Source organism: Mesorhizobium sp. L-8-10 (assembly GCF_016756635.1).
Classification (GTDB): Bacteria; Pseudomonadota; Alphaproteobacteria; order Rhizobiales; family Rhizobiaceae.
In genome coordinates this window covers 5449037-5475946 of sequence record NZ_AP023263.1, presented here as the reverse complement: position 1 = coordinate 5475946, position 26910 = coordinate 5449037, and the positions used below count along the sequence as shown (strand labels likewise).

General features: G+C 61.3%; 47 protein-coding genes and 1 tRNA gene. 46 read left to right on the top strand and 2 right to left on the bottom strand.

Annotated elements, in window-relative coordinates; all coding sequences use genetic code 11:
* The first annotated feature begins 1 nt into the window (after window position 1).
* The 21 genes from JN280_RS25500 to JN280_RS25400 all read left to right on the top strand — a co-directional run bounded on the left by JN280_RS25500 (window position 2) and on the right by JN280_RS25400 (window position 8700).
* Window positions 2–217 (top strand): hypothetical protein, encoded by a 216-nt coding sequence (locus tag JN280_RS25500; protein ID WP_202306482.1) that lies wholly within the window; start codon window positions 2–4, stop codon window positions 215–217.
* Window positions 214–438 carry a helix-turn-helix domain-containing protein gene (locus JN280_RS25495; RefSeq protein WP_202306481.1) on the top strand — a complete coding sequence of 75 codons (225 nt, stop codon included), beginning with the start codon at window positions 214–216 and terminating at the stop codon, window positions 436–438. The genes JN280_RS25500 and JN280_RS25495 overlap by 4 nt, the downstream gene beginning before the upstream one ends.
* 169 nt (window positions 439–607) lie before the next feature.
* Window positions 608–862: a hypothetical protein gene (locus tag JN280_RS25490; protein WP_202306479.1), complete on the top strand. Its 255-nt coding sequence runs from the start codon at window positions 608–610 to the stop codon at window positions 860–862.
* Window positions 863–873: 11 nt separating this feature from the next.
* Window positions 874–1206 carry a DUF3307 domain-containing protein gene (locus tag JN280_RS25485; protein WP_202306477.1) on the top strand — a complete coding sequence of 111 codons (333 nt, stop codon included), beginning with the start codon at window positions 874–876 and terminating at the stop codon, window positions 1204–1206.
* A gap of 14 nt (window positions 1207–1220) precedes the next feature.
* Window positions 1221–1448: a hypothetical protein gene (locus tag JN280_RS25480; protein WP_202306475.1), complete on the top strand. Its 228-nt coding sequence runs from the start codon at window positions 1221–1223 to the stop codon at window positions 1446–1448.
* Window positions 1449–1456: 8 nt separating this feature from the next.
* Window positions 1457–1810, top strand: a complete 354-nt coding sequence (locus JN280_RS25475) for a hypothetical protein (protein ID WP_202306473.1) — start codon at window positions 1457–1459, stop codon at window positions 1808–1810.
* Window positions 1810–3225 carry a hypothetical protein gene (locus JN280_RS25470; protein ID WP_202306471.1) on the top strand — a complete coding sequence of 472 codons (1416 nt, stop codon included), beginning with the start codon at window positions 1810–1812 and terminating at the stop codon, window positions 3223–3225. Before JN280_RS25475 ends, JN280_RS25470 begins: the two co-directional genes overlap by 1 nt.
* A 1-nt stretch (window position 3226) precedes the next feature.
* Window positions 3227–3586 carry a hypothetical protein gene (locus tag JN280_RS25465; RefSeq protein ID WP_202306469.1) on the top strand — a complete coding sequence of 120 codons (360 nt, stop codon included), beginning with the start codon at window positions 3227–3229 and terminating at the stop codon, window positions 3584–3586.
* Window positions 3583–3783: a hypothetical protein gene (locus tag JN280_RS25460; protein WP_202306467.1), complete on the top strand. Its 201-nt coding sequence runs from the start codon at window positions 3583–3585 to the stop codon at window positions 3781–3783. The genes JN280_RS25465 and JN280_RS25460 overlap by 4 nt, the downstream gene beginning before the upstream one ends.
* Window positions 3776–4036: a hypothetical protein gene (locus tag JN280_RS25455; protein WP_202306465.1), complete on the top strand. Its 261-nt coding sequence runs from the start codon at window positions 3776–3778 to the stop codon at window positions 4034–4036. The genes JN280_RS25460 and JN280_RS25455 overlap by 8 nt, the downstream gene beginning before the upstream one ends.
* On the top strand, window positions 4033–4473 hold the full coding sequence (locus JN280_RS25450) for a hypothetical protein (RefSeq protein ID WP_202306464.1): 441 nt from the start codon (window positions 4033–4035) through the stop codon (window positions 4471–4473). Before JN280_RS25455 ends, JN280_RS25450 begins: the two co-directional genes overlap by 4 nt.
* Window positions 4463–4864: a hypothetical protein gene (locus JN280_RS25445; RefSeq protein WP_202306463.1), complete on the top strand. Its 402-nt coding sequence runs from the start codon at window positions 4463–4465 to the stop codon at window positions 4862–4864. Before JN280_RS25450 ends, JN280_RS25445 begins: the two co-directional genes overlap by 11 nt.
* Window positions 4865–4949: 85 nt before the next feature.
* Window positions 4950–5279: a hypothetical protein gene (locus JN280_RS25440; protein ID WP_202306462.1), complete on the top strand. Its 330-nt coding sequence runs from the start codon at window positions 4950–4952 to the stop codon at window positions 5277–5279.
* 5 nt (window positions 5280–5284) lie between these two features.
* On the top strand, window positions 5285–5938 hold the full coding sequence (locus JN280_RS25435; RefSeq protein ID WP_202306461.1) for an HD domain-containing protein: 654 nt from the start codon (window positions 5285–5287) through the stop codon (window positions 5936–5938).
* Complete coding sequence (locus JN280_RS25430; protein ID WP_202306460.1) at window positions 5935–6924, top strand: sialidase family protein; 990 nt, start codon at window positions 5935–5937, stop codon at window positions 6922–6924. Before JN280_RS25435 ends, JN280_RS25430 begins: the two co-directional genes overlap by 4 nt.
* Window positions 6921–7292 (top strand): hypothetical protein, encoded by a 372-nt coding sequence (locus tag JN280_RS25425; protein ID WP_202306459.1) that lies wholly within the window; start codon window positions 6921–6923, stop codon window positions 7290–7292. The genes JN280_RS25430 and JN280_RS25425 overlap by 4 nt, the downstream gene beginning before the upstream one ends.
* A gap of 5 nt (window positions 7293–7297) precedes the next feature.
* Window positions 7298–7738 (top strand): hypothetical protein, encoded by a 441-nt coding sequence (locus JN280_RS25420; protein ID WP_202306458.1) that lies wholly within the window; start codon window positions 7298–7300, stop codon window positions 7736–7738.
* A gap of 5 nt (window positions 7739–7743) precedes the next feature.
* The gene (locus tag JN280_RS25415) at window positions 7744–8007 is read left to right on the top strand and encodes a hypothetical protein (RefSeq protein ID WP_202306456.1); all 264 of its coding nucleotides are present in this window, start codon (window positions 7744–7746) and stop codon (window positions 8005–8007) included.
* Window positions 8004–8165 carry a hypothetical protein gene (locus JN280_RS25410; RefSeq protein WP_202306454.1) on the top strand — a complete coding sequence of 54 codons (162 nt, stop codon included), beginning with the start codon at window positions 8004–8006 and terminating at the stop codon, window positions 8163–8165. Before JN280_RS25415 ends, JN280_RS25410 begins: the two co-directional genes overlap by 4 nt.
* Window positions 8162–8362, top strand: coding sequence for a hypothetical protein (locus tag JN280_RS25405; RefSeq protein ID WP_202306452.1), 201 nt, complete (start codon window positions 8162–8164; stop codon window positions 8360–8362). The genes JN280_RS25410 and JN280_RS25405 overlap by 4 nt, the downstream gene beginning before the upstream one ends.
* Window positions 8359–8700, top strand: coding sequence for a twin-arginine translocation signal domain-containing protein (locus tag JN280_RS25400; protein ID WP_202306450.1), 342 nt, complete (start codon window positions 8359–8361; stop codon window positions 8698–8700). The genes JN280_RS25405 and JN280_RS25400 overlap by 4 nt, the downstream gene beginning before the upstream one ends.
* 175 nt (window positions 8701–8875) lie before the next feature.
* Here JN280_RS25400 and JN280_RS25395 read toward each other — a convergent pair whose 3' ends face one another.
* On the bottom strand, window positions 8876–9115 hold the full coding sequence (locus JN280_RS25395) for a hypothetical protein (protein ID WP_202306448.1): 240 nt from the start codon (window positions 9113–9115) through the stop codon (window positions 8876–8878).
* Window positions 9116–9126: 11 nt separating this feature from the next.
* Entirely contained in the window at window positions 9127–9432 is a 306-nt protein-coding gene (locus JN280_RS25390; RefSeq protein WP_202306446.1) for a hypothetical protein, read from the bottom strand.
* A gap of 308 nt (window positions 9433–9740) precedes the next feature.
* Here JN280_RS25390 and JN280_RS25385 point away from each other — a divergent pair.
* The 25 genes from JN280_RS25385 (at window position 9741) to JN280_RS25270 (ending at window position 26906) form a co-directional block, all read left to right on the top strand.
* A tRNA-Met gene (locus JN280_RS25385) sits at window positions 9741–9817 on the top strand.
* A gap of 389 nt (window positions 9818–10206) precedes the next feature.
* Complete coding sequence (locus JN280_RS25380; protein ID WP_202306444.1) at window positions 10207–10545, top strand: twin-arginine translocation signal domain-containing protein; 339 nt, start codon at window positions 10207–10209, stop codon at window positions 10543–10545.
* A 25-nt stretch (window positions 10546–10570) separates the two neighbouring features.
* Complete coding sequence (locus JN280_RS25375) at window positions 10571–10945, top strand: hypothetical protein (protein ID WP_202306442.1); 375 nt, start codon at window positions 10571–10573, stop codon at window positions 10943–10945.
* Window positions 10932–11348, top strand: coding sequence for a hypothetical protein (locus JN280_RS25370; RefSeq protein ID WP_244742046.1), 417 nt, complete (start codon window positions 10932–10934; stop codon window positions 11346–11348). The genes JN280_RS25375 and JN280_RS25370 overlap by 14 nt, the downstream gene beginning before the upstream one ends.
* A gap of 3 nt (window positions 11349–11351) precedes the next feature.
* On the top strand, window positions 11352–11981 hold the full coding sequence (locus tag JN280_RS25365; RefSeq protein ID WP_202306440.1) for a hypothetical protein: 630 nt from the start codon (window positions 11352–11354) through the stop codon (window positions 11979–11981).
* The gene (locus JN280_RS25360; protein ID WP_202306439.1) at window positions 11966–12739 is read left to right on the top strand and encodes a hypothetical protein; all 774 of its coding nucleotides are present in this window, start codon (window positions 11966–11968) and stop codon (window positions 12737–12739) included. The genes JN280_RS25365 and JN280_RS25360 overlap by 16 nt, the downstream gene beginning before the upstream one ends.
* The gene (locus tag JN280_RS25355; protein ID WP_202306438.1) at window positions 12676–13569 is read left to right on the top strand and encodes a hypothetical protein; all 894 of its coding nucleotides are present in this window, start codon (window positions 12676–12678) and stop codon (window positions 13567–13569) included. Before JN280_RS25360 ends, JN280_RS25355 begins: the two co-directional genes overlap by 64 nt.
* Window positions 13566–14426, top strand: a complete 861-nt coding sequence (locus JN280_RS25350) for a hypothetical protein (RefSeq protein ID WP_202306436.1) — start codon at window positions 13566–13568, stop codon at window positions 14424–14426. The genes JN280_RS25355 and JN280_RS25350 overlap by 4 nt, the downstream gene beginning before the upstream one ends.
* 116 nt (window positions 14427–14542) lie before the next feature.
* Entirely contained in the window at window positions 14543–15142 is a 600-nt protein-coding gene (locus tag JN280_RS25345) for a methyltransferase domain-containing protein (protein ID WP_202306434.1), read from the top strand.
* Window positions 15142–15678 carry a class I SAM-dependent methyltransferase gene (locus JN280_RS25340; RefSeq protein WP_202306432.1) on the top strand — a complete coding sequence of 179 codons (537 nt, stop codon included), beginning with the start codon at window positions 15142–15144 and terminating at the stop codon, window positions 15676–15678. Before JN280_RS25345 ends, JN280_RS25340 begins: the two co-directional genes overlap by 1 nt.
* Complete coding sequence (locus JN280_RS25335) at window positions 15675–16667, top strand: hypothetical protein (RefSeq protein ID WP_202306430.1); 993 nt, start codon at window positions 15675–15677, stop codon at window positions 16665–16667. Before JN280_RS25340 ends, JN280_RS25335 begins: the two co-directional genes overlap by 4 nt.
* On the top strand, window positions 16664–16828 hold the full coding sequence (locus JN280_RS25330; protein WP_202306428.1) for a hypothetical protein: 165 nt from the start codon (window positions 16664–16666) through the stop codon (window positions 16826–16828). The genes JN280_RS25335 and JN280_RS25330 overlap by 4 nt, the downstream gene beginning before the upstream one ends.
* Window positions 16825–17421 (top strand): SDR family NAD(P)-dependent oxidoreductase, encoded by a 597-nt coding sequence (locus JN280_RS25325; RefSeq protein WP_202306426.1) that lies wholly within the window; start codon window positions 16825–16827, stop codon window positions 17419–17421. The genes JN280_RS25330 and JN280_RS25325 overlap by 4 nt, the downstream gene beginning before the upstream one ends.
* 15 nt (window positions 17422–17436) lie before the next feature.
* Window positions 17437–18159 carry a hypothetical protein gene (locus JN280_RS25320; protein ID WP_202306425.1) on the top strand — a complete coding sequence of 241 codons (723 nt, stop codon included), beginning with the start codon at window positions 17437–17439 and terminating at the stop codon, window positions 18157–18159.
* The gene (locus JN280_RS25315) at window positions 18156–18863 is read left to right on the top strand and encodes a hypothetical protein (protein WP_202306423.1); all 708 of its coding nucleotides are present in this window, start codon (window positions 18156–18158) and stop codon (window positions 18861–18863) included. The genes JN280_RS25320 and JN280_RS25315 overlap by 4 nt, the downstream gene beginning before the upstream one ends.
* Before the next feature lie 2 nt (window positions 18864–18865).
* On the top strand, window positions 18866–19063 hold the full coding sequence (locus tag JN280_RS25310) for a hypothetical protein (protein ID WP_202306421.1): 198 nt from the start codon (window positions 18866–18868) through the stop codon (window positions 19061–19063).
* Window positions 19060–19272, top strand: coding sequence for a hypothetical protein (locus JN280_RS25305; RefSeq protein WP_202306420.1), 213 nt, complete (start codon window positions 19060–19062; stop codon window positions 19270–19272). The genes JN280_RS25310 and JN280_RS25305 overlap by 4 nt, the downstream gene beginning before the upstream one ends.
* Complete coding sequence (locus JN280_RS39580) at window positions 19244–19738, top strand: hypothetical protein (RefSeq protein ID WP_244742042.1); 495 nt, start codon at window positions 19244–19246, stop codon at window positions 19736–19738. Before JN280_RS25305 ends, JN280_RS39580 begins: the two co-directional genes overlap by 29 nt.
* 124 nt (window positions 19739–19862) lie before the next feature.
* Complete coding sequence (locus JN280_RS25300; RefSeq protein WP_342216201.1) at window positions 19863–21578, top strand: terminase TerL endonuclease subunit; 1716 nt, start codon at window positions 19863–19865, stop codon at window positions 21576–21578.
* Window positions 21562–22911: a phage portal protein gene (locus JN280_RS25295; RefSeq protein ID WP_202306418.1), complete on the top strand. Its 1350-nt coding sequence runs from the start codon at window positions 21562–21564 to the stop codon at window positions 22909–22911. The genes JN280_RS25300 and JN280_RS25295 overlap by 17 nt, the downstream gene beginning before the upstream one ends.
* 10 nt (window positions 22912–22921) lie before the next feature.
* On the top strand, window positions 22922–24319 hold the full coding sequence (locus JN280_RS25290; RefSeq protein ID WP_202306417.1) for a hypothetical protein: 1398 nt from the start codon (window positions 22922–22924) through the stop codon (window positions 24317–24319).
* Between the two features lie 96 nt (window positions 24320–24415).
* Complete coding sequence (locus tag JN280_RS25285; RefSeq protein ID WP_202306416.1) at window positions 24416–25738, top strand: phage major capsid protein; 1323 nt, start codon at window positions 24416–24418, stop codon at window positions 25736–25738.
* A 27-nt stretch (window positions 25739–25765) separates the two neighbouring features.
* Complete coding sequence (locus JN280_RS25280) at window positions 25766–26146, top strand: hypothetical protein (RefSeq protein ID WP_202306415.1); 381 nt, start codon at window positions 25766–25768, stop codon at window positions 26144–26146.
* Window positions 26147–26187: 41 nt separating this feature from the next.
* On the top strand, window positions 26188–26697 hold the full coding sequence (locus tag JN280_RS25275; RefSeq protein ID WP_202306414.1) for a hypothetical protein: 510 nt from the start codon (window positions 26188–26190) through the stop codon (window positions 26695–26697).
* A 50-nt stretch (window positions 26698–26747) separates the two neighbouring features.
* Window positions 26748–26906 carry a hypothetical protein gene (locus tag JN280_RS25270; protein ID WP_202306413.1) on the top strand — a complete coding sequence of 53 codons (159 nt, stop codon included), beginning with the start codon at window positions 26748–26750 and terminating at the stop codon, window positions 26904–26906.
* Window positions 26907–26910 lie beyond the last annotated feature (4 nt).

Genomic DNA, 26910 nt, shown 5'->3' with positions numbered 1-26910 from the left:
GATGTCCGAGAACGCCCGCATCATCCTATGCGAAGCCTGCGGTAGCGAAGGTTACGAGCGCTACACGGCGACGGTCTACGAGCACGGCTGCGGCTTCGGCCATGAAGATGTGTTCCTCGACTACAGCAGGCCATGCCGGTTCTGCGAAGGCACGGGCGGCGCGATAATTGAGACCGAGCCGATCACGCTGGAAGATCTTGTGGAGATGACTCGATGAGGTGGACTGACTCACCGGCAGAAGACAGGGCCAGATCGGTGCTCGATCTCTTGGCCGATGGCACGGTTCGGACGGCTGATACGCTCGCCAGCTCATTGGCTGTCTCAGTGAGGACGATCTACCGCTACATGAACCTTCTCCAGGCCGCCGGCGAGCCAATCAAGGGAGAAGCTGGAGTTGGCTATATGCTGATGAGGCGGCGGGTTGGAGAGCAGTCATGAGGCGCCACCCGTTTTCTTTGCTCGACCCGGCCTTCATACCGCTTGACTGGCAGATAGCCGATATCGGACGCCGTCTGTCTGAGCCGCGGGTTCGGCATGCGGATCCGGAGAAGAAAGCTGCCCGCAGACGCCAGAAGAAGGCGAGGGCAATCACGAGAAGGAAACGGAAGTGACATTGCGCTCACCGCAATTCTGGCTCGCTGAGCTCGACCAGTATGGAAATCCGAAGCTGGTTGACGGGTCGCATGAGACTCGCGAGGGCGTAGAGCAGGCTGCATATCTGTTCAGTCGGCTCGGGCTCGGCAATGACAAGCGATATGCCTGCGCAGAAGTTCATCTGACCGAGGTGACGGCCAAGGCGCACGGCGCCAACGAAGAAGCGTTGAACACGCTCAACTCAATCGGCCTCAGGCCCGCCAGCTGACAGGATCTGAGATGATTGAGATCTTCTGCCTCCTGCTTGTTGGCCACGCGATCGCCGACTACCCGCTGCAAGGTGACTTCCTCTCCAAGGCGAAGAACCGGGCGCAGCCGATCGCCGGCGTGCCCTGGTACCAGGGACTGATCGCGCATTCGCTTATTCACGCCGGATTTGTCGGCGTGCTCACCGGCAGCATTACGCTCGGCGCGGCGGAGTTCGTCGCCCATTGCTTGATAGACGACGCGAAGTGTTTCGGCCGGATCTCCTACGACACCGACCAGGCGCTGCACGTTCTCTGCAAGGTATTCTGGATCCTTACGCTCCTCCTTTACGGACCACTCCCATGAAAGGAATGTTGACCATGTCGACGCATTCGAAAGACGGTCGTGAATGGGCCAAACTGTCGCAACTGAAGCTGGGCGACAGGATCGCAACTGACGGAGACTTCACCTGCGGCATCTCGAACAAGACGCTCGCGATAGAGCGCGATGATCACGGCCTTTACGTCCCCTGCGATGAAGGAAACCACTATCTCGACGGCCAAGCCGATGATGGCGAACACCTGGTGGGGATCTGGCCGGCGGAATAGGCACCGACATGAGCGACATCGACTACAAGGCCGCCGAGACCGTCGAATCGATGATCGACCAGGTGCGCGCCGCCGGCCTTGAAGAGGCCGCGGCAATGTTCTCCACGGTCTATTGGGGCTGGCTGCGGCTGACGTCAGCCTACGTCAATGCTCACCCCTACGTCGCCAATCCGGAAAAACCGTCGATGACGCCGATATCGGCGCTGTCGGTGACGGATTTCACATTCCGCCACTGGGCGCCACAGATTCCCGGCACGCCGCCGCTGGACGACGAAGCAGTCCTCGCCGCGGCAGCTCGCGACGAGGCGTGGCACCGTGAAGAGGATCGGCGAATGCGCCGCGAAGCAGGAGAGATTTGCTGATGACTCGCATCGCCACCGACGAAGAGATCGCCGTGATTGCTGGCTTCTTGAAGGACAGAGACGAGGCCGGACTGACGCCAGACGATATGGACGATGATGAGCGCCGCGAAAGCGCACGCGGCATCCTCGCTGCCCTCTCGCAAGCCGAACCGGCCGCGCTCGCAGGGCGGGATGCGCACCAAGCTATCTCAGAACGAATAGCTAAGAGCGAAGAAACTCGCCGAGCGCACCTTGCTAACATGTCGGCTGAAAACGAGAGCCACAGCCGTGGCTTTATCGAAGGACTACGCGCGGCCGAAACGATACTCGGCACCGTTGCCCTCGATGCAGAGGGAAACATCGCGCTCTTGAGCCAAATAGAGGCGCTGCTTTCGATGGCAGATCGCGACGTTCTTTCCCCTCGCATCCCCAACCTCGCAATTGAACTTCTACGTCGCGCTCACGCCGCCCTCTCCCCCGCCCCTGCAGGAGTGCAGGCGCTGGAGTGGGTCCAGCAGGAAAGTCCTGCCGAAGGTCACGTAGTGTTCCACGCCAATACGCCACATGGGCAATATCAGGCGTGGGAACTCGATGGTGAGGGGAGATGGTCACATGACAGTTTGACTGGATACCGTCGTGTTATCGGCGGGTGGGAGGGTGCGCAAGCAGCCGCGCAAGCCGACTATGCCGTTCTGCTTGCCTCCCCACCCTTGGCAGTAGCGCAGGCGGAGCCGGTGGCGTGGCGGTGGAAGCAGGCAACCCGAACCGATCGAGACGCATGGGGATACGGTCGCGTTGAGCCGACGTTTCTCCAGGCGCCGGATTTCGTCGTGGAGCCTTTATTCGCCTCCCCGCCGTCGTCAGGAGCGCCAGCCGAATCCGCCCTCTCTGCCCGACTGGCGGAAGTGGAGCGCGAGAGGGAGGCCATAGCAGGCGCAATCGGAACCGCCCGCTTTATGGATCCGCCAGACGGCGGCGACGTGTCACTCGCCGAGCAGGTGGCCCGCATGCGCGCGGCGCTTGACATCGCCGAAGCCGCCCTCTCGGCGCGCGAGCCTGTGGCGGTCAAGGTGTTGCGCGATGCGTTGGGGTGGTACGCGAACCTGCCAAAGGAATTTACGATCGTCGCGGGCTCGGGGCTCACTTACGGTGATCTGCATTTGCTCGGCGAGAAGGCTCGATCAGTCCTCGCATCCTCCCAGCCAGCACATGCAGTGCCGGCGGACAACGCTGGGAGCCCCAACGATATCCGGGCGCTAGGATATGCCGTCGCGGTCCACAATGACTACAGGATTAACGGCGTTGCTCACACCTTCTGGCTTTTCACAAAGGACGGGAAAGCCATCAAGGGAGAAGGTCTTACCGACGCTGACGCCCTAAATCAGATCCGCGCCATGCTCGCCGCCCCCGCTTCTCCTGTCGTGGAGGAGCGTTGATATGGCTCTCGCTTTTGAAGTGACGTGCAGGAGCTACGCCATCGAAATCGATAGGGATAAGTTCCTCGACTTGATGGATTCTGAAAGCTACGCGACCGATAGTGCAGCGTTCAAACAGGGCGAGCGAACCCTTGCGGAGAAACTCGACGATATCAGTGGCGTAAGCGACATCGAATACAATGGCCACTTTGGAGCGGCGGTGTACCTGTCCATCTCTGCGGATGAGGACAACTACGCTCTCAGGTTGCAAATTTCAGAGACCATCGAAGCGCATTTGCAGTGGTGCGCGAAGCTTCCCAAGGTCGACCATGTGGTCGAGCGGCGAAGGCGCCGCGCCCTTGAGCAGGGAGGCGGCAAATGAAGCTGACGAAGGCGCAACTTCAGTTCCTGCGCGAACTGGCCGAGGGCGGGCATCAAACCGTATCTGATGCCTGGAATCCCGCGCGCAAACTGCTCGATCTTGGCTATGCGATCGGCGAGCCGGGCAAGTACGGGTCCTTCACGGTGAGCATCACCGAAGCCGGGCGCCGCGCGCTAGAGGGAGGCGGCAATGGCTGACGTCGACACCATTCCGAAGATCCGGTGCGACAACTGCGGGCTGATCGCCGAGAAGCACAAAGGACAGTTCGACAAGTCGTACAGCAAACCCCGGATTTGGGGATCGTGCCGAATGGAAGGCGGGCGCTCGACCGACAGCTACGGCGGCAAGGGCAGGCTCGATTTCGCCGATCTTTGCCCGCAATGCGCAAACGCGGCGGCGGATGCTGCCGCTGAAGCGCTGAAAGCCCGGCGAGAGGATAACGGAAAATGACCGACCTGGCAGAAAGGCTCAAAGCTCGCTCTGCTCGGCTTGCATTCCTGCACCGTGCCCAGAACGCAAGCGGCAAGCCTTCGCTCGATGCCGAGTTGATGGCGGAGGCAGCGGTCGAGGTTGAGAGGCTGACGCGCGAGCGGGACCATTGGCAGACAGCGTTCAAGGGCGCGTTCGAAACCGCTCTAGGCAATGAGCGTGACCGCAAAGCAGCCGAAGCCATGATAGCGGCGCTACAGGCCACACAGACGGCCAAAGATGAAGCGCTGAAACCGTTTGCGGCGATCGCAGACGAATATTCCGAACAAGAGGACGACGATTTCCAAGTCTGGAATGATTTCGACGTTCTCGGGGCCAACCTACCACTTCGGCATTTTCGCGCCGCCCGTTGCGCCATAGCCGCACCCCGCACAGGAGGCAAACAAGATGATGCATGAGACGAAGCACCTCTGGGAAGTCGACCACCCCTACTACATGAACGAGGGGAACTACTTCGAAGCCGGACAACATACCCGCTGGCTGTCGTGGCAGGATTTCGAGAGGGAGTTCAAAGATTCCGATCTCGACTACAACTGGTTCGTTCGTTGGGACTGGCTTGAGGGCGAGGACAGTGGCGGCGGTACCTACAACGGCGACGACTACTATCGCCATGCCGTCTTCATGTTGCAGATGATCGGCCAGCGCAAGGCTTATCTCTGCTCGCACGAAATAGCCGTTTGCCGCGCCGATGAGCCCACCGTACGCGCATTCCTTCAGAAGCGATGGGAATACATGCAGCAAATGTGGGAACCGTTCGCCCGCACTGTCACGGAGATCAAGCCGGAATGAGGCAGATCGTCCGCATCAAGCCTATCGAGATGAGGTAATGGGCGATATGAGTGAGCAAGATAGCAGACCATCATGGAATCATGATTTGAGCCAGGCTGACGTGCTGTGGCTCGCAGCCGGTTTCATCACCAAGATCACGCATCACTGGCGGATGACCGGCGTCGACACGTCCGAGGACTGGATCGAACTGCACCGCGGAAAGAGCGATGGTACCAAGGAGAGGCGGCGGTTCCCGTCGAGTTTCCTCAACACGAATGGATATTTCGAGTTTCGACCGAACTGGCGCCAACTCGTGACGCCGACCTATCGTGGCGAGAATGCCATCAAAGATCTCGAAGCGATCGATGCATGGGAGAAGAAGCACGCGCGTCAGCGAGCCGAGTATGAGCGGCTGAAGAAGAAGTTCGATGGGTGATCAGTATGAGCGAGGATTACATTGACTTTCATTTCGGGGGCTATGACTTAAGCCTCCATCTGCCGACGACCAAACTGAAAAGCTACCACCATCCCTCGAACCCGAAAGACGTGGCTGCGGCGTTCACTCCGGAGGGCATTCAGCCGCCCTATGAGGTGAAGCTCGTCGCCGACGCGCTGCTTTGCGCGGCCGAGGAACACGGAAAGATCAACCATCGGCGCAAATACACGGATGAACCATACGTGCTGCACCCGATCGCGGTCGCCAAGATCGTCATGACGGTGGCACATACCCCGGAAATGGTCGCTGCAGCTCTACTCCATGATGTTGTCGAGGACACGCCCGAGATAGGGCTCCATCATATCTTTGTCCGGTTCGGCGATGAGGTGAGTGTCCTGGTTGACTGGCTCACCGACGTCTCGAAACCGTCGGACGGCAACCGGTCGGTCCGGAAGGAAATCGATCGCCAGCACATCGCAAAGGCGCCGCCGGCGGCGAAGACGATCAAGCTCGCCGATCTGATCGACAACACCCTCACGATCAAGGAGCGGGATCCGGACTTCTGGCGGGTCTACCGCCATGAGAAGCTGCGGCTGCTCGAGGTGCTGAAGGAAGGGGATCAGACGCTATGGAACAGAGCCATGGAGCAGTGCAAATGAAACACGTCACCGTCTTCGGCCAGCGCGGCGTCTATGCCGGCTGGCCTGCCAATCATGGCGCCTGGCAGTGGGGGGACGAGTTTCTCGTCGGCTTCATGACTGGACCCCACACCATCGGCGCCATGCACAACATCCGTGAGCCCTACGCCAAAGTCTTGGCCCGCTCACTCGACGGCGGCGACAGTTGGACCGGCGAAAACCCGACGATGGATTTTTCGGCATCGGAGACGAGCCCAGCGCCGTTGGTGACACTGGACGCCGATGCGATCATCCGGGTCTGCGGCCGCTACGACCACGGCGGCTATGACGCGGCAAGGCATGGCGGATTCTATCTGTCGATGAACAAGGGGCGCTCATGGCAGGGTGCCTATGCCTTCGACGGACTCGAGCACCACTTCACCGGCAAAAATCAAAACACGTCGCGGACCTGCGTGCTCGACGACATGATCTTCCTCAGCGCGGCGCAGCGTAACTGCTGGGGAACCGATTACGTGTTTGTCGCCAAGCACGACGGCCGGTTCTTCCATGAGCACGGCATCGTCTACAAAGGCTTGGGCCGGGCGGTGATGCCACGCGCCGCCCGTGTCGGTGATCGCTTGGTCGTAGTGATGCGTCGGCTCGGTGCGCAGTACGACGGCGGCTGGATCGACGCGGTCTTCTCCGACGACGACGGCAAGACTTGGTCGGCGCCGCAGCTCGTCGGGATGACCGGGGCGCACAACGGCAACCCGCCGGCGCTGATCGAGCTCAATGGCTCGCTCTACTGCGCTTATGCCAACCGGTCCGACTGCGAAATGCGGCTGTCGCGTTCGGAAGACGGCGGCGAGACATGGAAGCTGGTCGCGTTGCTGCGCGAGCACGGCGATAGCGACATCGGCTATCCGCAACTGTTCAAGCGGTCGGACGGGCAGTTGGTCTGTGTATACTACTGGGCAGATACCTACGAAGACTGCCAGCGCATCGAAGCGACGATCTTTCGACCATGAGTGACATGACGACCACCCTCCACGTCCCAGGCGTCTGGCGCTGCCCGAAGTGCAAGTTCCGGCTCGTACAGATGGGCTTCAATGCCGCGGACGGAACCGTCTTCAACAGCGACAAGCCCGGCGAGAAGTGCCCAAACTGCTCGTCGCCGCTCTGGCGCGTGTCGTGGGAGGATGAGGCCAAAGAGATTCTCGACATCGCTGAGGCCGCCATTCTTCGCGAGCGCCAGCTCCGCGATCTCGTCGACGAACTAAAGCGCATCGTCGATGCGGCCGACGCCGGCCCGCAGCGCCACTGCCGGAAGGCCTATGAGTTCACGCAATCACAGATCGATCGGCTCAAAGAGCGGATAAAGCAGGTGGAGACGTAAAATCTATGGCCGACCACATAGCGATCATCGGACTCAAATTTGCAGACCAGTCCATACCCTGGCCGGAGCGCGGCAGCGCCGAAACAGTCCTGTGCGACCGGCCGGGATGGGAGCGACACACAATCCCTGTCGTCAGCCGCGGCCCCGAAACGTCTGTTGAAGCCATGTGTCGTGGGGAACTGGCGGTCCACCTCATGCTTGGCGGTGATGAGGGGTTCGCAATCAGCCTGGCGAATGGCGGCTGGCGCATCTCGTATGGCGGGAGTGTGTTTGCGCGTTGTGCTGACGCCATGGCCGCCGCAGAAGCGATGATGGAGGCCAGCTCCGACTGGAGCGCCTGCCCAAAGGTCGGGTTTTCGGCTGCTCAATGCGAGGCACTGCGCGCCATCATCGAGAAGGCCGAACGTCGCGGCGAGATCATGCTCGATAGGGTATATCCGTCGTGAGCGCCATGGAACAGATTGACGTCAAGGCTCTTGCGCGGATCGCCGCACGGCGGCCTATCCATTCTCAGGCCAGCATTCAATGTGGGTCGACGGCGGCTTTCCGCGTTTGGGTCGATCGGCAAATCCCGATGCCGGGCGATAAGTTGGCGGTTGCCCCATCGTTTAGTGGCATCATACTCCGCGGCAACCTCGCCATCCCGCACAACCTCGCCGTGCTTCTGGTCGACGGCGAGGTGAAGGCAATCGTGAAGCTGGATAGTAATGCATGAACGATCTCATCGACCTGCGCATCGGCCGCCTGTCGATCACGATTTTCTGGTCACCGCCTTTCATCCGGTTCGGCTGGAACCGAATTCCGCACCTGATGAAGTCTTTCGGATGGACGTGGTGGTGGGTTCGTGGTGTCGGCCATAAGAGGGTCAAATGAGCGCCACAGAATGGATCGACATCACCCGCCTCGGCGACAGCTACCGAGTCCAGATGAGCGCGGATGGAACGGCCTATCGGCACAAGCCCATGGCACCCCTGGTGTTCAAGATCAGTCCGATAGATGCCATGGTGCATGATATCTATGACAGGCATGAAGACTGGCGCCCTGGTCCGGCGCCGACGGAGGTGAGATGAAAACGACCGACATATCCCGCCGCAACTTTCTGAAAGGGTTCATGGCAGCGGCCGGGATCGCCGCCGCCGGGATCCCGATGCAGCAAGTCGAAGCTGTGCCCCTGATCCAGGCGCCGAAGCGGCCCGTGACGATCGAGCCCTTTGACTTATGGCTGCGGCACCGCGATGTAATGCGTTCATCGGAAAAACACTTTCCACGACAATGGAACAAAAGGTTGATGTCCACTATTGCTTCGATCGACTCGTCGGCACCAATATTCGGACAGGTCGCATCGACGGCATTGCCGAAGTCTTTGCTGATCACGATGGCTATAGCGCTCTCTACGATCATCTCATAAACGGCTCACAGTCAGACCTGATCTTCGGGCTTCCAGACTGCCAACTGGAAATGCGTGGGTCCCTAATATCTCGCATTGACGTTGACGTTTCATCAGAATTCGTGATCCAACGACTGGCCCTTCGTTGGAAGCCAGGATCACATCTGGCGATCAGCTTGAAGAGCCCCCCAGCCGATCACCTCACAACGGCATCGCAGGTCTTTGAATAGCGGCTCGCCGCCCATCGCGCGCACTCGAACTTGGCACTTTCGCAGGCCGCATCGTCAGACTTGTTGATGCACATGCCGGACAGCCGCTCGAACATGCTGACCTTGGCGCGCTCATCAAGATCGGCCTGCCGCTGATCGGCCGCTACCTTCAATCCCCACAGGAACTGCCCGATGTAGATCGAGGCTGCTACGCCGACCAGCGCCAAGACGATGTATCTCATGCTCGCGGTCGCTTGATGTAGCGGTGGGGAGCGAACTGGCCGTCGGCGCCGCTGAAGGCTTCGGTCATCTTCGGCGGCAGAAATCCCCTGTCGTGCAGCCATTTGATGCTCTCCAAGAGGTGGTCGACGTGTTTGCCGGCATCCTCGATGTCCTTCAGGCGCTGCGCCTCGGCTTCCTTCTTTCCGATCTCGATGATCGCCATGTCGATTTCCGCCCGGCGCCGCTCAAGTTCGGCGACCGACAGATCGAGAAGATCCGGCCTCAACTTGCTGACGTCGGTGATAATGGCTTTCTGCACCATCCTGCTTACTCCTTTCACTGAATTAGCAGGAACTGAATAGCGGGTTTCCAACCGAACTGAAATGAAAGTTGTGCTTTCAATGGATGGCGTGCCGGGTGCGGTCTCGAGCGATCACTGCGAAGAATTTTGAAGGTGTGAAAACGGATTCTGGATCAATCACTTATTCAACAAAATCATAGGCAATCCGCTGGAACTTTCAAAAATGTCTGTTTACAGCCGGGGCAGAGCGAGTCAGATTGCCGCCGAATCATCGCACTACCACTAGATGGGAATCACTGGTAGAGCGGCCAGAAACCACCACATATTGACGCAGGGTAGAGCAGCCAGGTAGCTCGCGCGGCTCATAACCACGAGGCCACAGGTTCGAATCCTGTCCCTGCAACCAAGATACACCCTGAGAGAAGGGGGAGGCGATGGGGCCGGTCTGATCAGCCGGTTGCTATGACCCTCCCCCGCAGGGGACCGGAATGCGAGGCGAGGGAGGCGGGTGAGTTAGACAGGCCGCGCCCCCACTAACGCAGCAAGAGCTGGATACGCACCCCTGTTCGGCTGGGGTCAACGTTGCAAATCCAGGAGGGACACGCCGGTCGGCCACCGCCGTGTTCTGCTCTCGCCATCGCGCCAAAATCGCTGATCATCTGAGTCTTCGCCCCCCGTTTCCGATCCTGCCAGCCCGGCGCAGGAGTTGCCCTTCGATCGTGGCTGAGAACCGCCGAAGGGGGCGATAAAGGCATGTCATTCGGGAATCGGGGCTGCCGGGCAGTGGAGAACTTCATGGATCGTCGTTCCTTCCTTCGCGGCGCTGCGGTGGCGCCGATTGCAGTCACTGGCGCGGCCGTCCAAGCGAACAGCGCTCCAGAAGGGTATGAACGGGTTTCTACGGAAACTGGCGACCCCGGCGAGCGCGCCTACGCGATGGCTTGCGGCGATGGGAAGAGGATCAAGGTGTACCTCGACGGCGTGGAGCAGCAGTATTGCCTCACGGCTGACGCTCGCCAGGGTTGGGTGAAACGGCACGTCATTACCGAGCAAGGCAATGTGGCGTTCAATCGAGCGACCGAAGAGATACTCACCGAAGTCGTCCACGGACGGGTTGAGATCGCGCTGGTGTAGTCCTGGTTCGTCCGGACCTTGATCTATGGGAAAGATCCGCCGGCGGCTGATGAGCGGTGATCAGCGACGCGAGGCAGTCAAACGCTACGTCGCCGGCGAAAAAGTAAAGAACATCGCAGAACGCTTAGGCGTGTCTTCGTCAGCTATCAGCATCCTGGCGAGGAAGGCCGGTGTCATCCGCGGACCGGGCCGACCGCCAGCTGAAGTTCCGCAGTCGAATCCAGTGGATCCTGATCCGCCCACCCCGCCTGCCTTCTACACACCGTCGAACGCGGAAGTCGCCAGGCTGAAGGCGAAGGGACTGGGGAACACGGCCATCGCGGCCCTTCTTCGCCTGCCGTACAAGGTCGTGGAGAGTGTTCCGCGGCCAGGCCGGGAGCATCACGATGATCGAGTATGATCCTTACGAGGACGGCGAGTTCGTCCGCGAGCCAAAGGCTTGGCAGGTGCTCGCCTCGGTGTTGGTCTTGGTGACTGTCTTGCTGGCTGCATTTGCAGTGGGCCTATGGCTGTTCTTCTCGGCGACCTCAGCGCACGCGCATAACGCGCTTCCGACGGCGGCACAGCCGGAGGGCTGGTCGTACCCCTTCTCCTGCTGTTCCGGCTACGACTGCCGTCCGGTCGAGAAGAGTGCGGTGCTCGAGCGGCCAGAGGGCTTCGTGATCGTCGGGACCGGCGAGGTGGTCGCGATGACGGACAGCAGGATCAGGAAAAGTCCGGACGGGGAATTCCACTGGTGCAGCGTCGCCGGCGCGAACGACGGCCGCACCATCTGCCTGTTCGTTCCGCCGCGCGGGTTCTGACGCTTGATCATCGACAACTGCGTGCCGATCGCACCATTTGGCGACCGGCCGATGGTGATCGTCGCCGGCGGCCCATCGCTGACGCTGTCGCAGGTCCGCCAAATCGGGATCGCCAGGGCTCGGGATAAGATCCGAGTGATCGCGATCAACGATGCGATCTATCCCTGCTGGTTCGCCGATCTGTTGCATGCTTGCGATCGTAAGTGGCACGACCTTCATGGCGGAGTTCCCGCCTTCAAAGGCGTCAAGACGTCGCTCGAGATCACCGGCTACCACGACGTCCGCACGCTGAAGAACACCGGCGTCGGCGGCTTCGACGACGCTCCCGGGTGCATCCGGTCCGGCGGGAACGGCGGCTATCAGGCCGTACACTTGGCGGCGAAGCTCGGCGCAAGGACGATCATCCTCGTCGGATACGACTACAGCGACGACGGCGCCCGGTTGCACTGGTTCGGCCCGCACAAGGGCGAGATGGACAAGCACAGCAACGTCCAGAACTGGCGCAAGCATATGCGCGAGCTCACCGACGAGCTCGCCGGCCGCGGCATCCGCTGCGTGAACGCGACGATCAGATCGACGATCGATTGGCTGCCGAGGGTCAGTCTGGACACCGACGGATGGGAAATCCTGTAGCGTCAGACACGTTCCATCCGTCTCCGCACTACCGGAAGGACGCTTTTCATCGCGGGCTCGAGCGGCTCGGCTATCTCACAGGGCATCCGCCCAAGCAGTCGCCTGCGCCGCACGATGTGCTGCTGATCTGGAATCGATCGCTGAGCAACGACATGCATGCGCGGCGCTACGAAGCCGCAGGCGCCCGGGTGCTCGTGGCGGAAAACGGCTTCATCGGGAAGGATCGGCGCGGCCATCAACTCTACGCGCTGGCGCTTGGCCACCATCTCGGCGCAGGGACATGGAAGGAAGGGCCTGCCGATCGCTGGGCGCAGCTGGGCATTGACCTTGCACCATGGCGCAACGGCGGCGAGGAGATCGTCATCCTACCGCAGCGCGGCATCGGCGAGCCAGGCGTTACCATGCCGAAAGACTGGACAGGCGACGTCGTGCGCAGGATTCGCGCCGTCACTTGCCGCCCGGTGAGAGTGCGGCCGCATCCGGGTCGCGAAAGGACCGATCCTTTCGAAGACCTGAAGAATGCATGGGCGGCCGTGACCTGGGCGAGTGGCGCCGGCATCAAGGCGCTGATCGCTGGCGTGCCGATGTTTCATGAAATGCCGAGCTGGATCGGCGCGCCGGCGGCGAAATTCGGCATCTCAGATATTGAGAGCCCGTTTGTCGGTGATCGTCTGCCGATGCTGCGGCGCTTGGCGTGGGCACAGTGGACAGTCGACGAGATCGAGTCCGGAGAGCCGTTTGCATGGCTTCTGAAGTAGCCGTCTACCACATCGCCGGGCACAAGCGGTCGACGCTAATCGCCTCGGCGATGTCGGATGGCATCAAACGGTGCGGGGACACGGTCAAGGTCATCGAATCGCGCTTTTTTCGCGCACCGGAGGCCGAGATCGCGGTCTTCTACGGCTATGACGACCAGTTGCAGAAAGTCTTTCGGTCCTATCGTGAGCACGACAGGACGGTGGTTTTCGTCGATCTCGGCTATTTCGGGCGCACAGACGGCGGAAAGTTCGCCGGGTTCCACAAGGTCTCGGTGAACAGCCGGCATCCGACGGCCTATTTCCAGGCAAAGCGGCATGACGACCGCCGCGCCGCCCGATTTGGCTTCGATTTTAAGCCGTGGCGCGACGGAAAACACATTCTGGTGTGCGGAACCAGCGACAAGGGAGCCAGGGCGGACGGTTTCAAGCCTCAGGAATGGGAAACCTGGGCGATCAGGAGCCTGCGCGGGGTTACCGACCGCCCGATTCTCTATCGGCCGAAGCCGTCGTGGCACGGGGCATCGCCGATTCCGGGATCCATCTTCGCGCGGTCGAAGGAGGACGTTTCGACGGTGTTGGCCGACTGCCATGCCATCGTCAGCCACCATTCGAACGTCTGCGTCGACGGGTTTCTGGCAGGCGTGCCGAATTTCTGTGTCGAGGGCGCCGGGTTACCGCTGTCTGAGACTGACCTGCAGAAGATCGAGCAGCCACGGAAGCCGGATGGGCGGCGCGAGTGGGCGAATAGCCTGGCGCACTGTCAGTTCAACGTCCAGGAGATGCGCGACGGCGTCGCGTGGCGGACGCTGAAGTCGGAAGGGTTGATATGAAAGTCTGCTTCTTCCGCTCCGAAAAGCCACGCGAGGGGTTGCTCGCCGACGCTTTCGCCCGCGGTGTCATAGAGCACGGAGACGAGGCGGTTGTCCGCAACCTGACCGGCGAACCGCAAGTCGCAGACGACTGCGAAGTGGCCGTCATGGTTGGTGTGAAGAGCAAGGAGCTGTTTCAGGCGAACTGGAATGCCGGCGTCCACACCGTGATGCTCGATAAGGGGTACGTCCGTCACGGCGGCCCGGGACCGGTGCATGTCTGGGAATACTGGCGAGTGGCGGTCGACGCTCACCACCCGACCCGCTACCTCATGAAGACGCAGCGGCCGAGTGATCGCTTCGACATGCTCAGGCTCGAGCCGAAGCCGTGGCGGTCCGCTGGCGAGCATGTCGTGATCGCCGGCTCTTCGGCGAAGTATCACGACTTCTACGGCATCGCCGATCCGACGACCTACGTCAGGAGGCTGATCAAGAGGCTCAACCAGGCCACCGGTGGCCGTCCGATCGTCTATCGGCCGAAGCCGAGCTGGAAAGAGGCCATCCCCGTCAAGGGTGCGCTGTTCTCGAAGGGCAAGGAGTCGCTTCTCGACGTGCTCGACGGCGCCCATGTCTTGGTCACGCACGGATCGAACGCCTGCTTTGAGGCTGTCTTGGCCGGTATCCCGTGCGTCATCCTTGGCGACGCGGTCGCGAAACCGATCTCGAAGACCGAGATCGCAGAGATCGAGCATCCGCTCATGGTTGACGAGTCCAGTCGCCGGCAATGGCTCTGGAATCTGGCCTATCAGCAATGGAAGTTGAACGAGTTTGCCTCAGGCGAGGCATGGAACGTCATCCGCCCTCTGATCTACGGGTAGGCGCAACATGGGTAGCATCTTCGACGACGCCCTTCGCATCCTGGCGTGGGGCGCGGTCATCGCGGCGGTGGTGATTTTTGCGATCGCCTTCGGGCTCGGGGCTTGGCTGTTCTGACATGGGGCCGACGTCGCAATATTTCGAGGCTCTCGAGGACAGCCGGCGTCACCACGCGGCGAGCAAGACGTTCTCCGGCAGCCTGCTGCGGCCGCACGCTCCTTTCATCAAGGAGATCATCGACCGCCTCGGCTGCGCGTCGATCCTCGACTATGGCTGCGGCAAGGGCGTCCAATACGAGTGGCAGAATAACGATCCGATCGGCTCGATCCCGGTAGGGATGACGATCGGAAAGTTCTGGGGCATCCCGATCACCATGTACGATCCGGCGTTCCCGCCCTTCGCGAAGGAGCCGACCGGCAAGTTCGACATCGTGATCTGCACCCACACCCTGGGCGCGATTCCAATCGGCGACCTGCCGTGGGTCATTGGACGGCTGCACAGCCTGGCCAACAAGGCGGTCTATGTCGCCGAGAAGCTTGGTCCGGTGAAGAAGAAGGTGTTCCGGTCGCCGGCGGAGATGCCGTCCGGGTGGTCGGCAGACCGGTGGCGGGAAATCCTGCGCGCCAACCATCGCTCTGGAGTCGAGCTGCACTTCGCGGCGCGCACGATCGCCGCTGACGGGGCGAAAACCGTCGCGAGGGAGATCATCGGTCGCTGATGGACTACGCCAAGGTCTATGGCCAGATGCATGAGCAGTGGCCGAAGCTGTTCGCCGGGAATTCGATCAAGAACCATGTCGAGGCGATCGCCGAGCTCGTGAAGGAATGCCGGCCGACCAGGCTGCTCGACTACGGCTCCGGCAAGGGCTACCAGTATCTTGCGCGCCGCGCGCACGAGGCATGGGGCGGCCTGCTGCCGTACTGCTATGACGTCGGCGTCCGTCAGCTGTCGGAAAAGCCGGAAGGCCTCTTCGATGGCGTGATCAGCACCGACGTTCTCGAGCACATCGATGAGCCGGACGTCGACGGCATCCTGGACGACATCTTTTCGTCCGTTCTGGTCCGCCCCGAGTGTGATCTGGGAAAATCGTTCGTCTTCCTGGCCATCGCCTGCCGGCCGTCGAAGAAACTGCTGCCCGACGGCCGCGACGCGCATCTCACGGTCAGACCTCCCGAGTGGTGGGCGGGCAAGCTGACGAAGTTTGAGCGGCCAGGGCTCATCATCCGCGCCGTCTACGACACAGGCAACGTATGAGAATCCGCGTTCTCGGCGCCGGCTGGTTCGGCTGTCACCTTTCTACTGCACTTCTGGCCGACGGCCATGACGTTGAGGTTCACGAAGTTGGCAACCGCATCTTCGGTGGGGCGTCCGGAAACATCCCGGCGAGACTTCATCTTGGGGCTCCGCACTATCCGCGGTCGTTTGTGACGCAGCAGGCGTGCCAAGAGCATCAGGCGGAATTTCTGGCACGGTACGGACGATTCACCAGGGCGATTCCGGTCAATATCTACGCAGTGGCCAAGGATCACAGCCTGATCGACTTCGGCACCTACAAAAGGGTTCTGCGGGACCAAGTCGAGTTCATCACTCTTTACGACCCGACGGAATTCGGGTTGGCCTATGTCGAGGGCGGCGTGATGCTTGGCGAGCGCCACATCGTGGTCGATGATGCGCGAGCCTACTTCTCGGAAGTTCTCGACGGCGCAATCAAGTTCAACACGCCAATCGGCGAGGTTGACCACCCCGCCTACGATATGACGATCGACTGCTCGTTCTGCGCCAATGACAGCGCCGGCGTTGATCGATATGAACCGTGCTTGGTGGTGCTGCTAAAGGGCCCGACCGACAAATCGGTGACCATTGTCGATGGGCCATTTCCGAGTTTGTACGTCTGGAACGAAGGGTTGGGGCTCTCAAGTCTGTCGTCAGCGCGGTGGACACCGTTTTCGAAGACCTGCAAGACCTGGGCGGAAGCCCGTGCACTGCTCAATGGCCTGTCGGCCGCGGAGATCGAGCGCCAAGCTCAATTCATGCTCGGCGACATGGCTGGCTTCTATCCTGCTGTCCGCGATCTATACGAGATAGCCGACTACCGGCTTTCGATCCGGGCGATGCCGCTGTCCGGCGCCGACACGCGCCTGGTCGACGTCGCCCGCGTCGGCGAACGCGCGCTGCGCATCCGGGCCGGCAAGATCGATGCTGTCCTGGCCGCCGAGAAGGTGGTCAAGGGAATGATCGCGTGATCGAAGCAATCTGGCTGGTCGGATTCTTTGTGTCATGGACGGTGATGGGCCTTCTTTGTGATGGTCGCTCCTATATGGGCAGCAAATTAGCTGACGTTTGGTTGATGTCGTTCTGGCCGATCTTTTGGCCGGCGGTCATCATGTATCGGCTGCTGAAATGACCATCGTCATCACCGGCTGGCAGAGCCGGATTACGGAAGAGTTCCGACAGATCCTGCCGACCAAAGAGGTCGTCATTCATGGGAAGCCGCTCGAGCCGAATTTCCCGGTTACGGCCGAGCGGTATTTCTTCTGCCACGGTTTGCTGAGGCCGAAGCGGATTGCCGACCAGACCGATGCGGAGATCGCTGAAGGCCTGGAAGTGAACTTCCATTCAATCGCGTGCGCGTGCGATCGCATCATCGAGACGACTGACTTCGCAAGGATCTGCATCATCGGCTCGGAGAGCGGATATCGCGGATCATTTGACGAGAACTACGCCGCGGCGAAGGCCAAGCTTCACGGCTACATCGAGACGAAAGAGTTGCGCACGCCCGGGCAACAGATCGTCGGGATATCGCCAGGGATCATTGAAGACGCCGGAATGACGCTTCGCCGGACCGACGTCGAGAATCTTGAGCGCCGCAAGCAGGAACATCCGAAGAAGCGCTTCCTGCTTGCGCGAGAGGTCGCTCAGTTGGCGAAGACGCTGCTCTATTTCCAGTCCGACCACATCACCGGTGTGGTTATCCGCATGCACGGCGGGCTGCGGTAGCCGGAGACGACCAGGATGAAAGTCAGGGTCTGTTCCCTTATGTGGGGAACGGCATGGGAACGCTATGGCCGGCGGTTCGCAGGCTCGTTTGCCGATTTCTGGCCAGCTGGCGTCGAGCTCGTGGTCGTCGCTGACCGTGATCTGCCGCTTCGCCGCGGCCGCACCATCAGACTGCAGTGGTTTCAAGGGTATCAGGAGTTCCTGCTTCGCTGGGGAACGGACTCCGCAGCGAGGGGGATGAAGCCGCCGGAGCGCGCGAAACGCGATGCCAACGGCTATGCGTGGCGCTTCGATGCAGTGAAGTGGATGCCTCAGGCCTTGGCTCCAGTCGCCGCCCTTTCGGGGATGCAGGACGGCGACATCTTCGTCTGGTTCGATGCCGATACCGAGACGAAGAAACCGGTGCCGGCGGGCTGGATCGAGGACCTGCTCGCCGGCACCGATGTGGCGTGCCTGCAGCGGCCCGGCACGCATTCGGAAATCGGTTTCTACGCGATGCGTCTCGGACCTGAGACCCGGGCCGTCCTCCGGATCTTCGCCGATCTCTACATCAACGACTCTGTCTTCAAGCTGAGGGAATGGCATTCCGCCTTCGCCTGGGATCACGCGCTCGCGACCCAACCGCAGTTGAAGGTGCGGAATCTCAACTCGACCGGCGCGAAGGGCCATGTCTGGCCGCTGTCGCCGCTGCTCGCCGATTACACCTTGCACCACAAGGGCAAAAGGAAAGACCAGTGAAGCATTCTGTGTGGATCGGTTTCGATCCTCGCGAGGCGTCGGCGTTTGCCGTCGCCAAGCACTCGATTCTGAGAAGGCTCATCACGCCGATCCCGGTACATGGAATCGTCCTTTCTGAGATGCGCGCGCGCGGACTGTACACTCGCCCAACGAGCGTTAAAGACGGCCGCCTGTGTGACGTCATCTCGGCGGCTCCTATGGCGACCGAGTTCGCCGTGAGCCGCTTCCTTGTGCCCCATCTGGCCGGCAGCGGCTGGGGGCTATTCATGGACTGCGACATGCTGGTCCGCACCAACCTGGAGCGGCTGTTCAAGCTTTGCGATCCGTCCAAGGCGGTAATGGTGGTCAAGCACCATCACAACCCGCCGGAGGGGATCAAGATGGACGGGCAGGTGCAGACCCGCTACGCGCGCAAGAACTGGTCCAGCGTCATGGCCTTCAACATCGACCACCCGGCCAATCGTGCACTGACGTTGGAGTTGATCAACACAGTGCCTGGCCGAGATCTGCACGCGTTCTGCTGGCTCGACGACAGCCTCATCGGCGAACTGGATGCCTCATGGAACTGGCTCGTCGGCCATTCTGATCCCGAGATCGAACCGGACATCGTACACTTCACCGAGGGCACCCCGGCGATGTCTGGATACGAAAACTGCGCCTATGCCGAGGAATGGCGCGCCGAGCTCGAGCGCTGGGCGGCGTAGCCGTGGCGCAAGTCATCTCCCTGGCGGACCGCGCCGCGGCGATGCAGATGCAGCAGCAGGAGCGCATCCGCCAAGCCAGCCACTGCACCTGCCTCGTGTCACCGGCACCGAAGGCGCCGCCGCGGCTGGAGCGGACCGAGGCAGGGTGGAAGTGCTCCGAGTGCGGCGTGATCGTCGCCGGCCCAGAAAGGAATCTATGAGATCGCCACTGAACCTTTCCCGATCGGTCGACTACGAGGCGATCAAGCGCAACGCACTTCATGACCAGAAAGTCCTTGTCGTTTCGGTCGACGACCATCGCTTGAGCTGGCCCGAGAAGGAGCTCCTGCGCCAGATCGGAGAGAAATTGTACGGCCGCCCGCGGTCGGCGGAGAACAGCAATGGGCGGCAAGGGAAGCGGCGGGCATAACCGCCTGACGGATACAGAAAAGAAGCGTCGTGGCACGTTCCGAGCGGCTGAGTCTGAGGCTGTTTTCAATGCCCGCGCCGCCGAAAAGATCATCACCGGCGTCTTCCTGCCAAGGGTGCCGGATCCGAGCCTGCCGCTCAACGAAATTGGAAAGGCGAAGTATGTCGAGTTCGCAACGCTTCTCCTGGAGTCGGGCAAGCTAACGAAGATCGTCGCAGAGGATTGCGAGCGCTATGCGGTCATGCATCAGCAGATGCACGCGAAGCTCGAGGCCGGGAAGATGGTTCCCCAGCAGCTCCTCAATGCGATGGACTCGCTGAGCCGCCGCCTGAAGATTGCCGAAGATGCGCCGCCGATCGCGAACCCCAACGAGAAAAAGCGGTTCAACGGGGTCGGGTTCTCCAATAACCGGGCTTCACCGATCCGACTGCGGCCACATCGGCCAACTGGAACTGGAGAACTCTGAAACCGGCGAGATCGAGCTCGTCCCCGACTATCCAGCCATCGCCAGGCTGTATGCCGAGGTGGTTGCCTCGGGGCGACTGCCGACGAATCGGCTCCTGGTCAAGGCTGCCCAGCGTTATCTCGACATGCTCGAGATGGCCGAGGATCCGAAATGCGAGTTCTACTACTCGCCGGTCCACCTGGTCGACTATTGCCGATTCGGCGAGAAGCTGAAGCATTTCGAATCTGGCAACTGGGAACTGAACCAGATCGACGAGGACGGCAATCCGGATCCCCGGATCATCCTTGAGCCGTTTGAGATCTGGATGGAGTCGGCCATCCATGGTTTCCGGGTCAGGCTGAACGGCACCCGTTTGGTGAAGACTGCCCTGGAGTTGATTCCCAGGAAGAACGCCAAAAGTCTCCGCGCCACGCGCGCGGCGCTGTTCGAGCTGTGCTGCTCCGGGTCGGTAGCGCCGGAAATCCCGATCGCCGCGCACTCATCGCGGCAGGCTGACGATACGCTCTACGGCGACATCGTCAAAATGCTTAACAACGACGAGGAGCTGAAGGAAGAGTTCGGGATCCGCGTCACCCAGGACGAGATCACTCGAGGCGGCGGCCGCATCTTCAAACTGACCCAGCAGGGCGACCGGATCGACGGTCTCAACCCGTCGCTGGCGCTCTTCGAAGAAGGCCACGCCGGCGCCGCGCTGGTCTACAAGGTCGTCGACTCGGCCTTCGGGGCCCGCCCGAACGCACTCCGGAGGATGATCACTACCGCCGGCCACACTGCCGACGGTCCGGCGTTCGATCTGCTCAGCCAAGCGCAGATGATCCTGGAGGGGATGGTCGAGGACTACACGTTCTTCGCCGCGATCTACACCCTCGACAAGGAGGACTACACAAACCCCGAAACCAACGCGATCAACTGGGAAAAACTTCTCACGGACGAGAGTTTGATCGGGCGGGCCAACCCGATGTACGGGGTCGGCCTCGACAAGTCGATTGTGAGGGCCGCGGTCACCGAGGCATATCGGCTTCGGCCGGACAAGCGCGGCGAGGTGGCGCGCACCCGGTTCAATATCTGGACGAATGCCGGTCTGGCATTGATCGAGCCGGCGGCGTGGGCGGCATGCAAGCGGAAGCTCGATCTTTCCGACTTCTTCAGGATGAAGTGCTGGATCGGCGTCGACTTGGCCCAGGTTCTGGACATGTGCGCGGTGGTTCTTCTGTTCGAACTGCCGACCGGACAGCTGGTCGCGTTCGCACAGTTCTATCTGCCGCAAGAGTCGCCGACAGCGCTCAACCCTGAGCTGGTCGACCATCTCTCTGTTTGGGAAGATCAGGGTTTCCTCTTTCTGACCCCGGGCCCGCTGGCCGACCACGATCGAGTCAGGAATGACATCGAAGTGTTCTGCGAGATGTTCGACGTCCAGGTCATCGCCTGCGATCCGGCACAGGCGCACAACACCGTGAAACACCTTTGGGACGGCAACAAGCCGGTCATGGTGTATCCGAACAACGCGAAGACGATGACGGCGCCGACGGACGACATCATCGGCCGCATCGCCGCGCAGACGATCTGGCATGACGGCAACCCGGTGCTGGCCTGGAACGCCCAGAACGTGCACGGCGAGCGCAAGGGCAACGGCTCGATCATGCCGCGCAAGGAAAAGGACGCCTCGCTTCGGAAGATCGACGGGTTTGTCGCTCTCTGCTTCGCGAATGGCTGCCGCATGCAGCCGACCGAAGCCAAGCCCGCAGGCGAAGTCGCCGAGGCGTCAACGGACCCGTATGTCCACCGCGGGATCATCGGTTACGACAAGATAGTGGGTGCAGAAAATGTCGGAACAGGATGACACCCCACAGACTGACATCGTGGTGCGCGATCACAGCGAACCGATGACGATGGCGGAGTTCGCGTCGTGGCTCGACAAGAACATCGCATCGAACGACGTCCAGAACGCGATCAAGCAGGCAGCGTTTCTCCTGTGCTGCGACGTCATTGCCCAGGACATCTCGAAGGCGACGCTCCGGCTTCGTGAACGGCTGCCGAACGGGACTTCCAGGGTGGTCATGCCGGAGAGGCACGAGATCGCGGCGATGCTCGCGATGGAACCAAACCGCCGGCACACCTGGCCCGAATTCTCGGAAATGATGGTGTTGTGGGAGTGCTACACCTCCAACGCATATGCCGGCGTGCTGCGCAACAACTTCGGGGATCCGCTGGAGCTGATTCCTTTCCAGACCGGCCGAGTCCGTGCGTACATCGAAGGCCGTGACGTCTTCTATGAGGTGACCGCCTCGACAATGCAGGAGCAGGCGTTGCTCGGCATGGCGCAGAAGCGCTTTGCTGAAGCCGACATGATCCATGTGCGCGGCCGCATGATCGACGGCATGGACGGTTACTCGACGCTCACGGCCGGCAAGGATGTGCTTGAGACCGGCGAGGCGCTGGACGACTTCCGCAACTCGCTCTTCAGCGAGGAGGGCCAGATACGCGGCGTGTTTCGCAAGAAGGGCGCCGGCGCAGTCGATGAACTCGCTTTCCAGCGCCTGCGGATGCAGCTGAAAGAGCTGATGCGGCGCTTCAAAGCAGGAACCGACCCGATCGTTATCGAAGACGACATGGAGTTCCAGCCGACCTCGTCCAATCCGGAAGAGATGGAACTGTCGAAGCAGTTCGCCGAGCAGATCAACCAGACCTGCCGGCTTCTCCGCGTCCCGCCGCATAAGGTCTTCCATTTCGACGGATCGAAGTACGAGAACCTCGAGACGGCCGAGAAGATGTATGTCGGCGACACGCTGGTGCCGCGCGCCGAGAGGTTCGAGCATCGGTTCGCCAAAGTGCTTCTCAGCCGCAAGGACCGGCTGCGGTATTTCTTCGAGTTCGATCGCGAGGAGATGACGCTACGCGACTCCCAGCGCGAGACCGAGCGCATCAAGGTTCTGTTGGAGCGCGGTGCCATCACCTTTGACGAGGCACGTGCGACACAGGGCTTCAATCCGCTGCCGCACGGCCAGGGCGAACATCGACTGATTCCGGTGAACATGAACGTGGTCGACAGCGACGGAACCGTCGTGATCGGCGGGTCTGCAGCGTCGTCTGGTGAGCCAAAGGCGGACGAGACGGAATCCGACAACACCCCCGCGGACAAGTCGAAGTCAATTCGGCTGGTGTCCAGCAACTGAGGAGAACGAGATGGCGAAGTTCAAAAAAATCTCCGCCGACGAGGCGAGGTCACTTCGCAAAGATCATGTCCGCGACACCGGGCGCGGTTCGGCCGTGGCGAAGGCCTTCAAGGCGCCTCCGTCGTGGGATGGTGAGCGCCGTTCTGCGCGTTTCATCATGACGTCGCAGAGTGTCGATCGCTACGGCGACATCGTCGTGACGTCCGGCCTCGACACGACAGAGTTCGAGCGTAATCCTGTTGGGCTGCTGTTTCACAACTCCCGCACCTGGCCTGTCGCTAAGTGGGACAACCTGGAGAAGATCCTGAAAGGTCGGCCGCCGCGGCTGGAGGGCGACTTCGTCATGCTGCCGCCTGGTGGGCCGGTCAAGGAAATCGACGAGTGCGCCTGGATGATCGAGAACGGCGGCATCCGTGCGAACTCGATCGGTTTCATCCCGGACTGGGATGAGATCGAGATGATCCTCGACGATGAGGGCCAGTGGACCTACGGGCTGAAGTTCAACAAGAGCGAGCTCATCGAATGCTCGGTCTGTGCAGTGCCTGCCAATGCCGATGCATTGGCCCGTTCTGCCGACGGCGATATGCGGCTCGCCAAGGAACTTCTCGAGGACATCCTCGACAACTGGGCGAAGACCCCAGAAGGTCTGCTCATCCCGATGGATGAGTATCGGGCCAAGCATCTCGATCTCGGCGTGAATCGCTCGACTTTCATCGTCGACAAGTCGCTGGCCCCGGCCGCTCCGAAGTTCGTGCCGGTCGCCGAGATGACACTGAAGGCGGCCACGAATGCTGAAGCGGAGAAGTTCGTCGGCGCCAAGGTGACGCCCAATCCCGATCATCCTGAAAACAAGGACTGGCCGTTCGATGTCCTGGCAAAGGCAACTGGTGAGATCATCGCCAGTTGGATTGTCGCCGACGGCGAGTTCAAGGGCGTTCATGCGCTCGCCGTCGAATTCCTGACTGATGAATGGCAGGGCATGTTCCGCGGCATCAAGGCCGAACGCTTTCTCCTGACCACGAAGGCGGAGGACGAGGATGAGCCGGATGACGAATCTGGCGAGGAGTCGGCCGATAGCGAAGGCATGGACGATCCGGAAGACGAGGGTAAGACGGCTGCTCCCGCGTCTGAAAAGAGAGCCGAAGCCGAAAAGACCGTCTCCGCTGGGTCCATCACTGTCGAAGTCAACACCAAAGGCATCGATGAGGCCAAGGAAAAAGTCAGCGCACTCGACGCGCTGATTGACACTGTTTCCACCAAACTGGCGAAGCTGTTCGGTCGAAAATCGATCGAACAGGAACTGCCGGTGCCGCCAACACCGCCCTCGGCGGACGTCATCGCCGCCGCGAAGTCAAAAGCGGAAAGCACCCGTCAGCGACTCATCGAGAAGGGCCTGATCAAGGCCTAACGCCACCACCCATCACGCATTCCCTACCGGGTCTCCGGGGGACAACCAGGCTGCCGAAAAGGCGGCCTTTTTTTATGCCAGCGATAGGAGATTGCTATGAATCTGGCACAACTGCAGGCCCGGTTGAAGGAACTCGCCGGGGAACTCGACGAGCTCCTGAAGAAGGACAATGTTCCGGATGCGGAGCAGGCCGCCCATCTCGAGTCCATCGAAGCGAAGACCGCCGAGATGGAGAAACTCGAGAAGCAGATCGAGGCGCTCAAGAAGGCCGAGGACGTCCGCGCCCGCGCTGCCCAGCCGGCTCATCAGCCGGTCGGCCAGACCACCCCGGCCGCCCCGGAAGTCAAGCTCACCACCTCGGAAAAGGTGGGTCTGATGGTCGCGGCGATGGCCAAGGCCTGGCTCGAGGAGAAGGCCGGCGGCCACAAGAGCGTCATGCGCTATCTCGACGAATCTGGGTACGGCCCGGTAGCGAGGGAATTCGATCTCGCCCGTACCCGCACCCTGAATTCCGGCTCGGCGGCTGCCGGCGGCGTGCTCGTTCCCGAGAACATGGCGAACGAGATCGTCGACGTCCTGCGCCCGATGACCACGTTCATCCAGGGTGGCCCGCGCATGGTCCCGATGATCGGCGGCAACTACAAGCTGCCCGCCGCGGCGTCTTCGTCGACGGCCGGCTGGCGCGGTGAGGGGCAGGCAATTGCGAAGTCGCAGCCGACCTTCAAGGAAATCAACATGTCGTCGAAGTTCGTCGATGCGTTGGTTCCGATCACCAACCAGCTCATCCGCTTCTCGCTGCCGGATGTCCGTGCCTGGGTCGAGATGGACATGGCGAACGTCGTGTCGGTCGAGGTCGATCGTGCGGCCTATGTCGGCGAGGGCACCGTGCACACCCCGCTCGGCATCACCAAGATCAACGGCGTCACGAGCAATGCTGCCACGGGCGGCACCGCGCCGACGGTGGCGCAGGTCGAAGCCGATGCGGCCGCGGCCGAACTGGGCATGATGAATGCCAACCTGCCGATGCTGGGTGCCAAGTGGGTGATGAACCCGCGCGTGTTCATCTTCCTGCAGAACATGCGCGACGGCAACGGCAACCGGTACTATCCGGAGCTGCAGAACGCCAACCCGACCTGGCGCAACAAGCCGGTTCTCGTTACCACGCAGAACCCGGCCAACGGCGGCGCCACGACCGACGAGACCGAGATCTGGCTCGTCGCTTTCGGCCACGTCCTCTTCGGCCAGGGCCTCGGCATCACCTTCAACGTCTCCACCGAGGCGACCGTTGTCACCAATGGCACCGCGGTGTCGGCCTTCCAGAACGACTTGACCTACATCAAGGCGTCCATGGAAGCCGACTTCGACATGCGCTATCTGCAGGCCGTGTCGAAGATCACCGCTTGCCGCTGGGGCGCGTAAGCGTCCCGGTGATCTGAGGAGATCTCCATGAAGGTCGTGAAGAAGACCGGGCTTGTCCCGGTTCTTTCCCTTCAAACCGGCGGCATCTTCGGGGTGCCGCCGGAGAAGGCACGCGAGCTCCTTCGTGCCAAGCAGGCCGAGCTCGTTCCCATCCCCGAGGACATCGAGACATTAGATGTCCCAAATGCGCCGGCGGCGCCAAAGCAGAAACAGGCGGCGCCGGTCGAGCATGACATCGCAATCCCGGACAACTGGGAGGAGATGCACTTCCTGCAGCAGATCAAGTTGGCAAAGACCCTGAGGCCGGAATACGCGCCGGCGGAGGGAATGAAGCCGCTCGAGTACGCTCAGGCGGTCATCCGCGAAGAAGTTCAGCGGCGCGCCGCTGCTGAGACCCCGTCGGAATAATCCGGCGGGGACCGAAACGCACGAGATAAGGAGTTACCCCGATGCGTGCACGCATGCATGACGGCGGCGCATTCAGCCGCAGTGTCTTCCAGGCGATCAACAAGACCGCCACTGCCGGAGGCTCCGGCGACGCGACCGAAGTCAATGGCGACTGGGTCGATCGTGAACTGGCGAGCGTCGGCCGCGCCCTCTCGGCAAAGCTGGTCATCGCCTTCACGGCGGCCCTCGGCCAGGACGAGACCCTGACCTTCGCCATGAATTTCCAGGACGCAACGTCCTTGGCTGGCGCCGGCGCCGCCGATTTCAGCGATGCCGTCACCGCAACGACCGTGGCCACCGGTGATTCCGGTGGCTCGACCGAGACCGGCACCTTCGAGGTCGACATCGATCTTTCCGGCGCCAAGCAGTTCATCCGGACCCAGGTCACGCCGAACCTCTCGGCGAGCGGCACGGATACCTGCGAGTGGTCGGCCATCCTGATGTTCTATGGCGATCATCGCCAGCCGAGCACGCAGGCGGTCGCCAAGCTCGGCGACGCGGACGGCATCTGATGAAGGCGGGGGCGGCCTCGTGCCGCCCCCTCCCAATCCAGCGAGGAATCATGATTCGCGATCAGTATGTGCCCATCGCTCCGGAGAAGAGTGAAAAGGGACTCAAGCCCAAAGTCGTCAAGCGGCCAGCTGGCAAGAAAGACGTCGAGCGTCTGACGCGCGACATGCAGGCCGTCAAGGGCGGCCGCGGCGGCTACAAGACACGGTGAAATC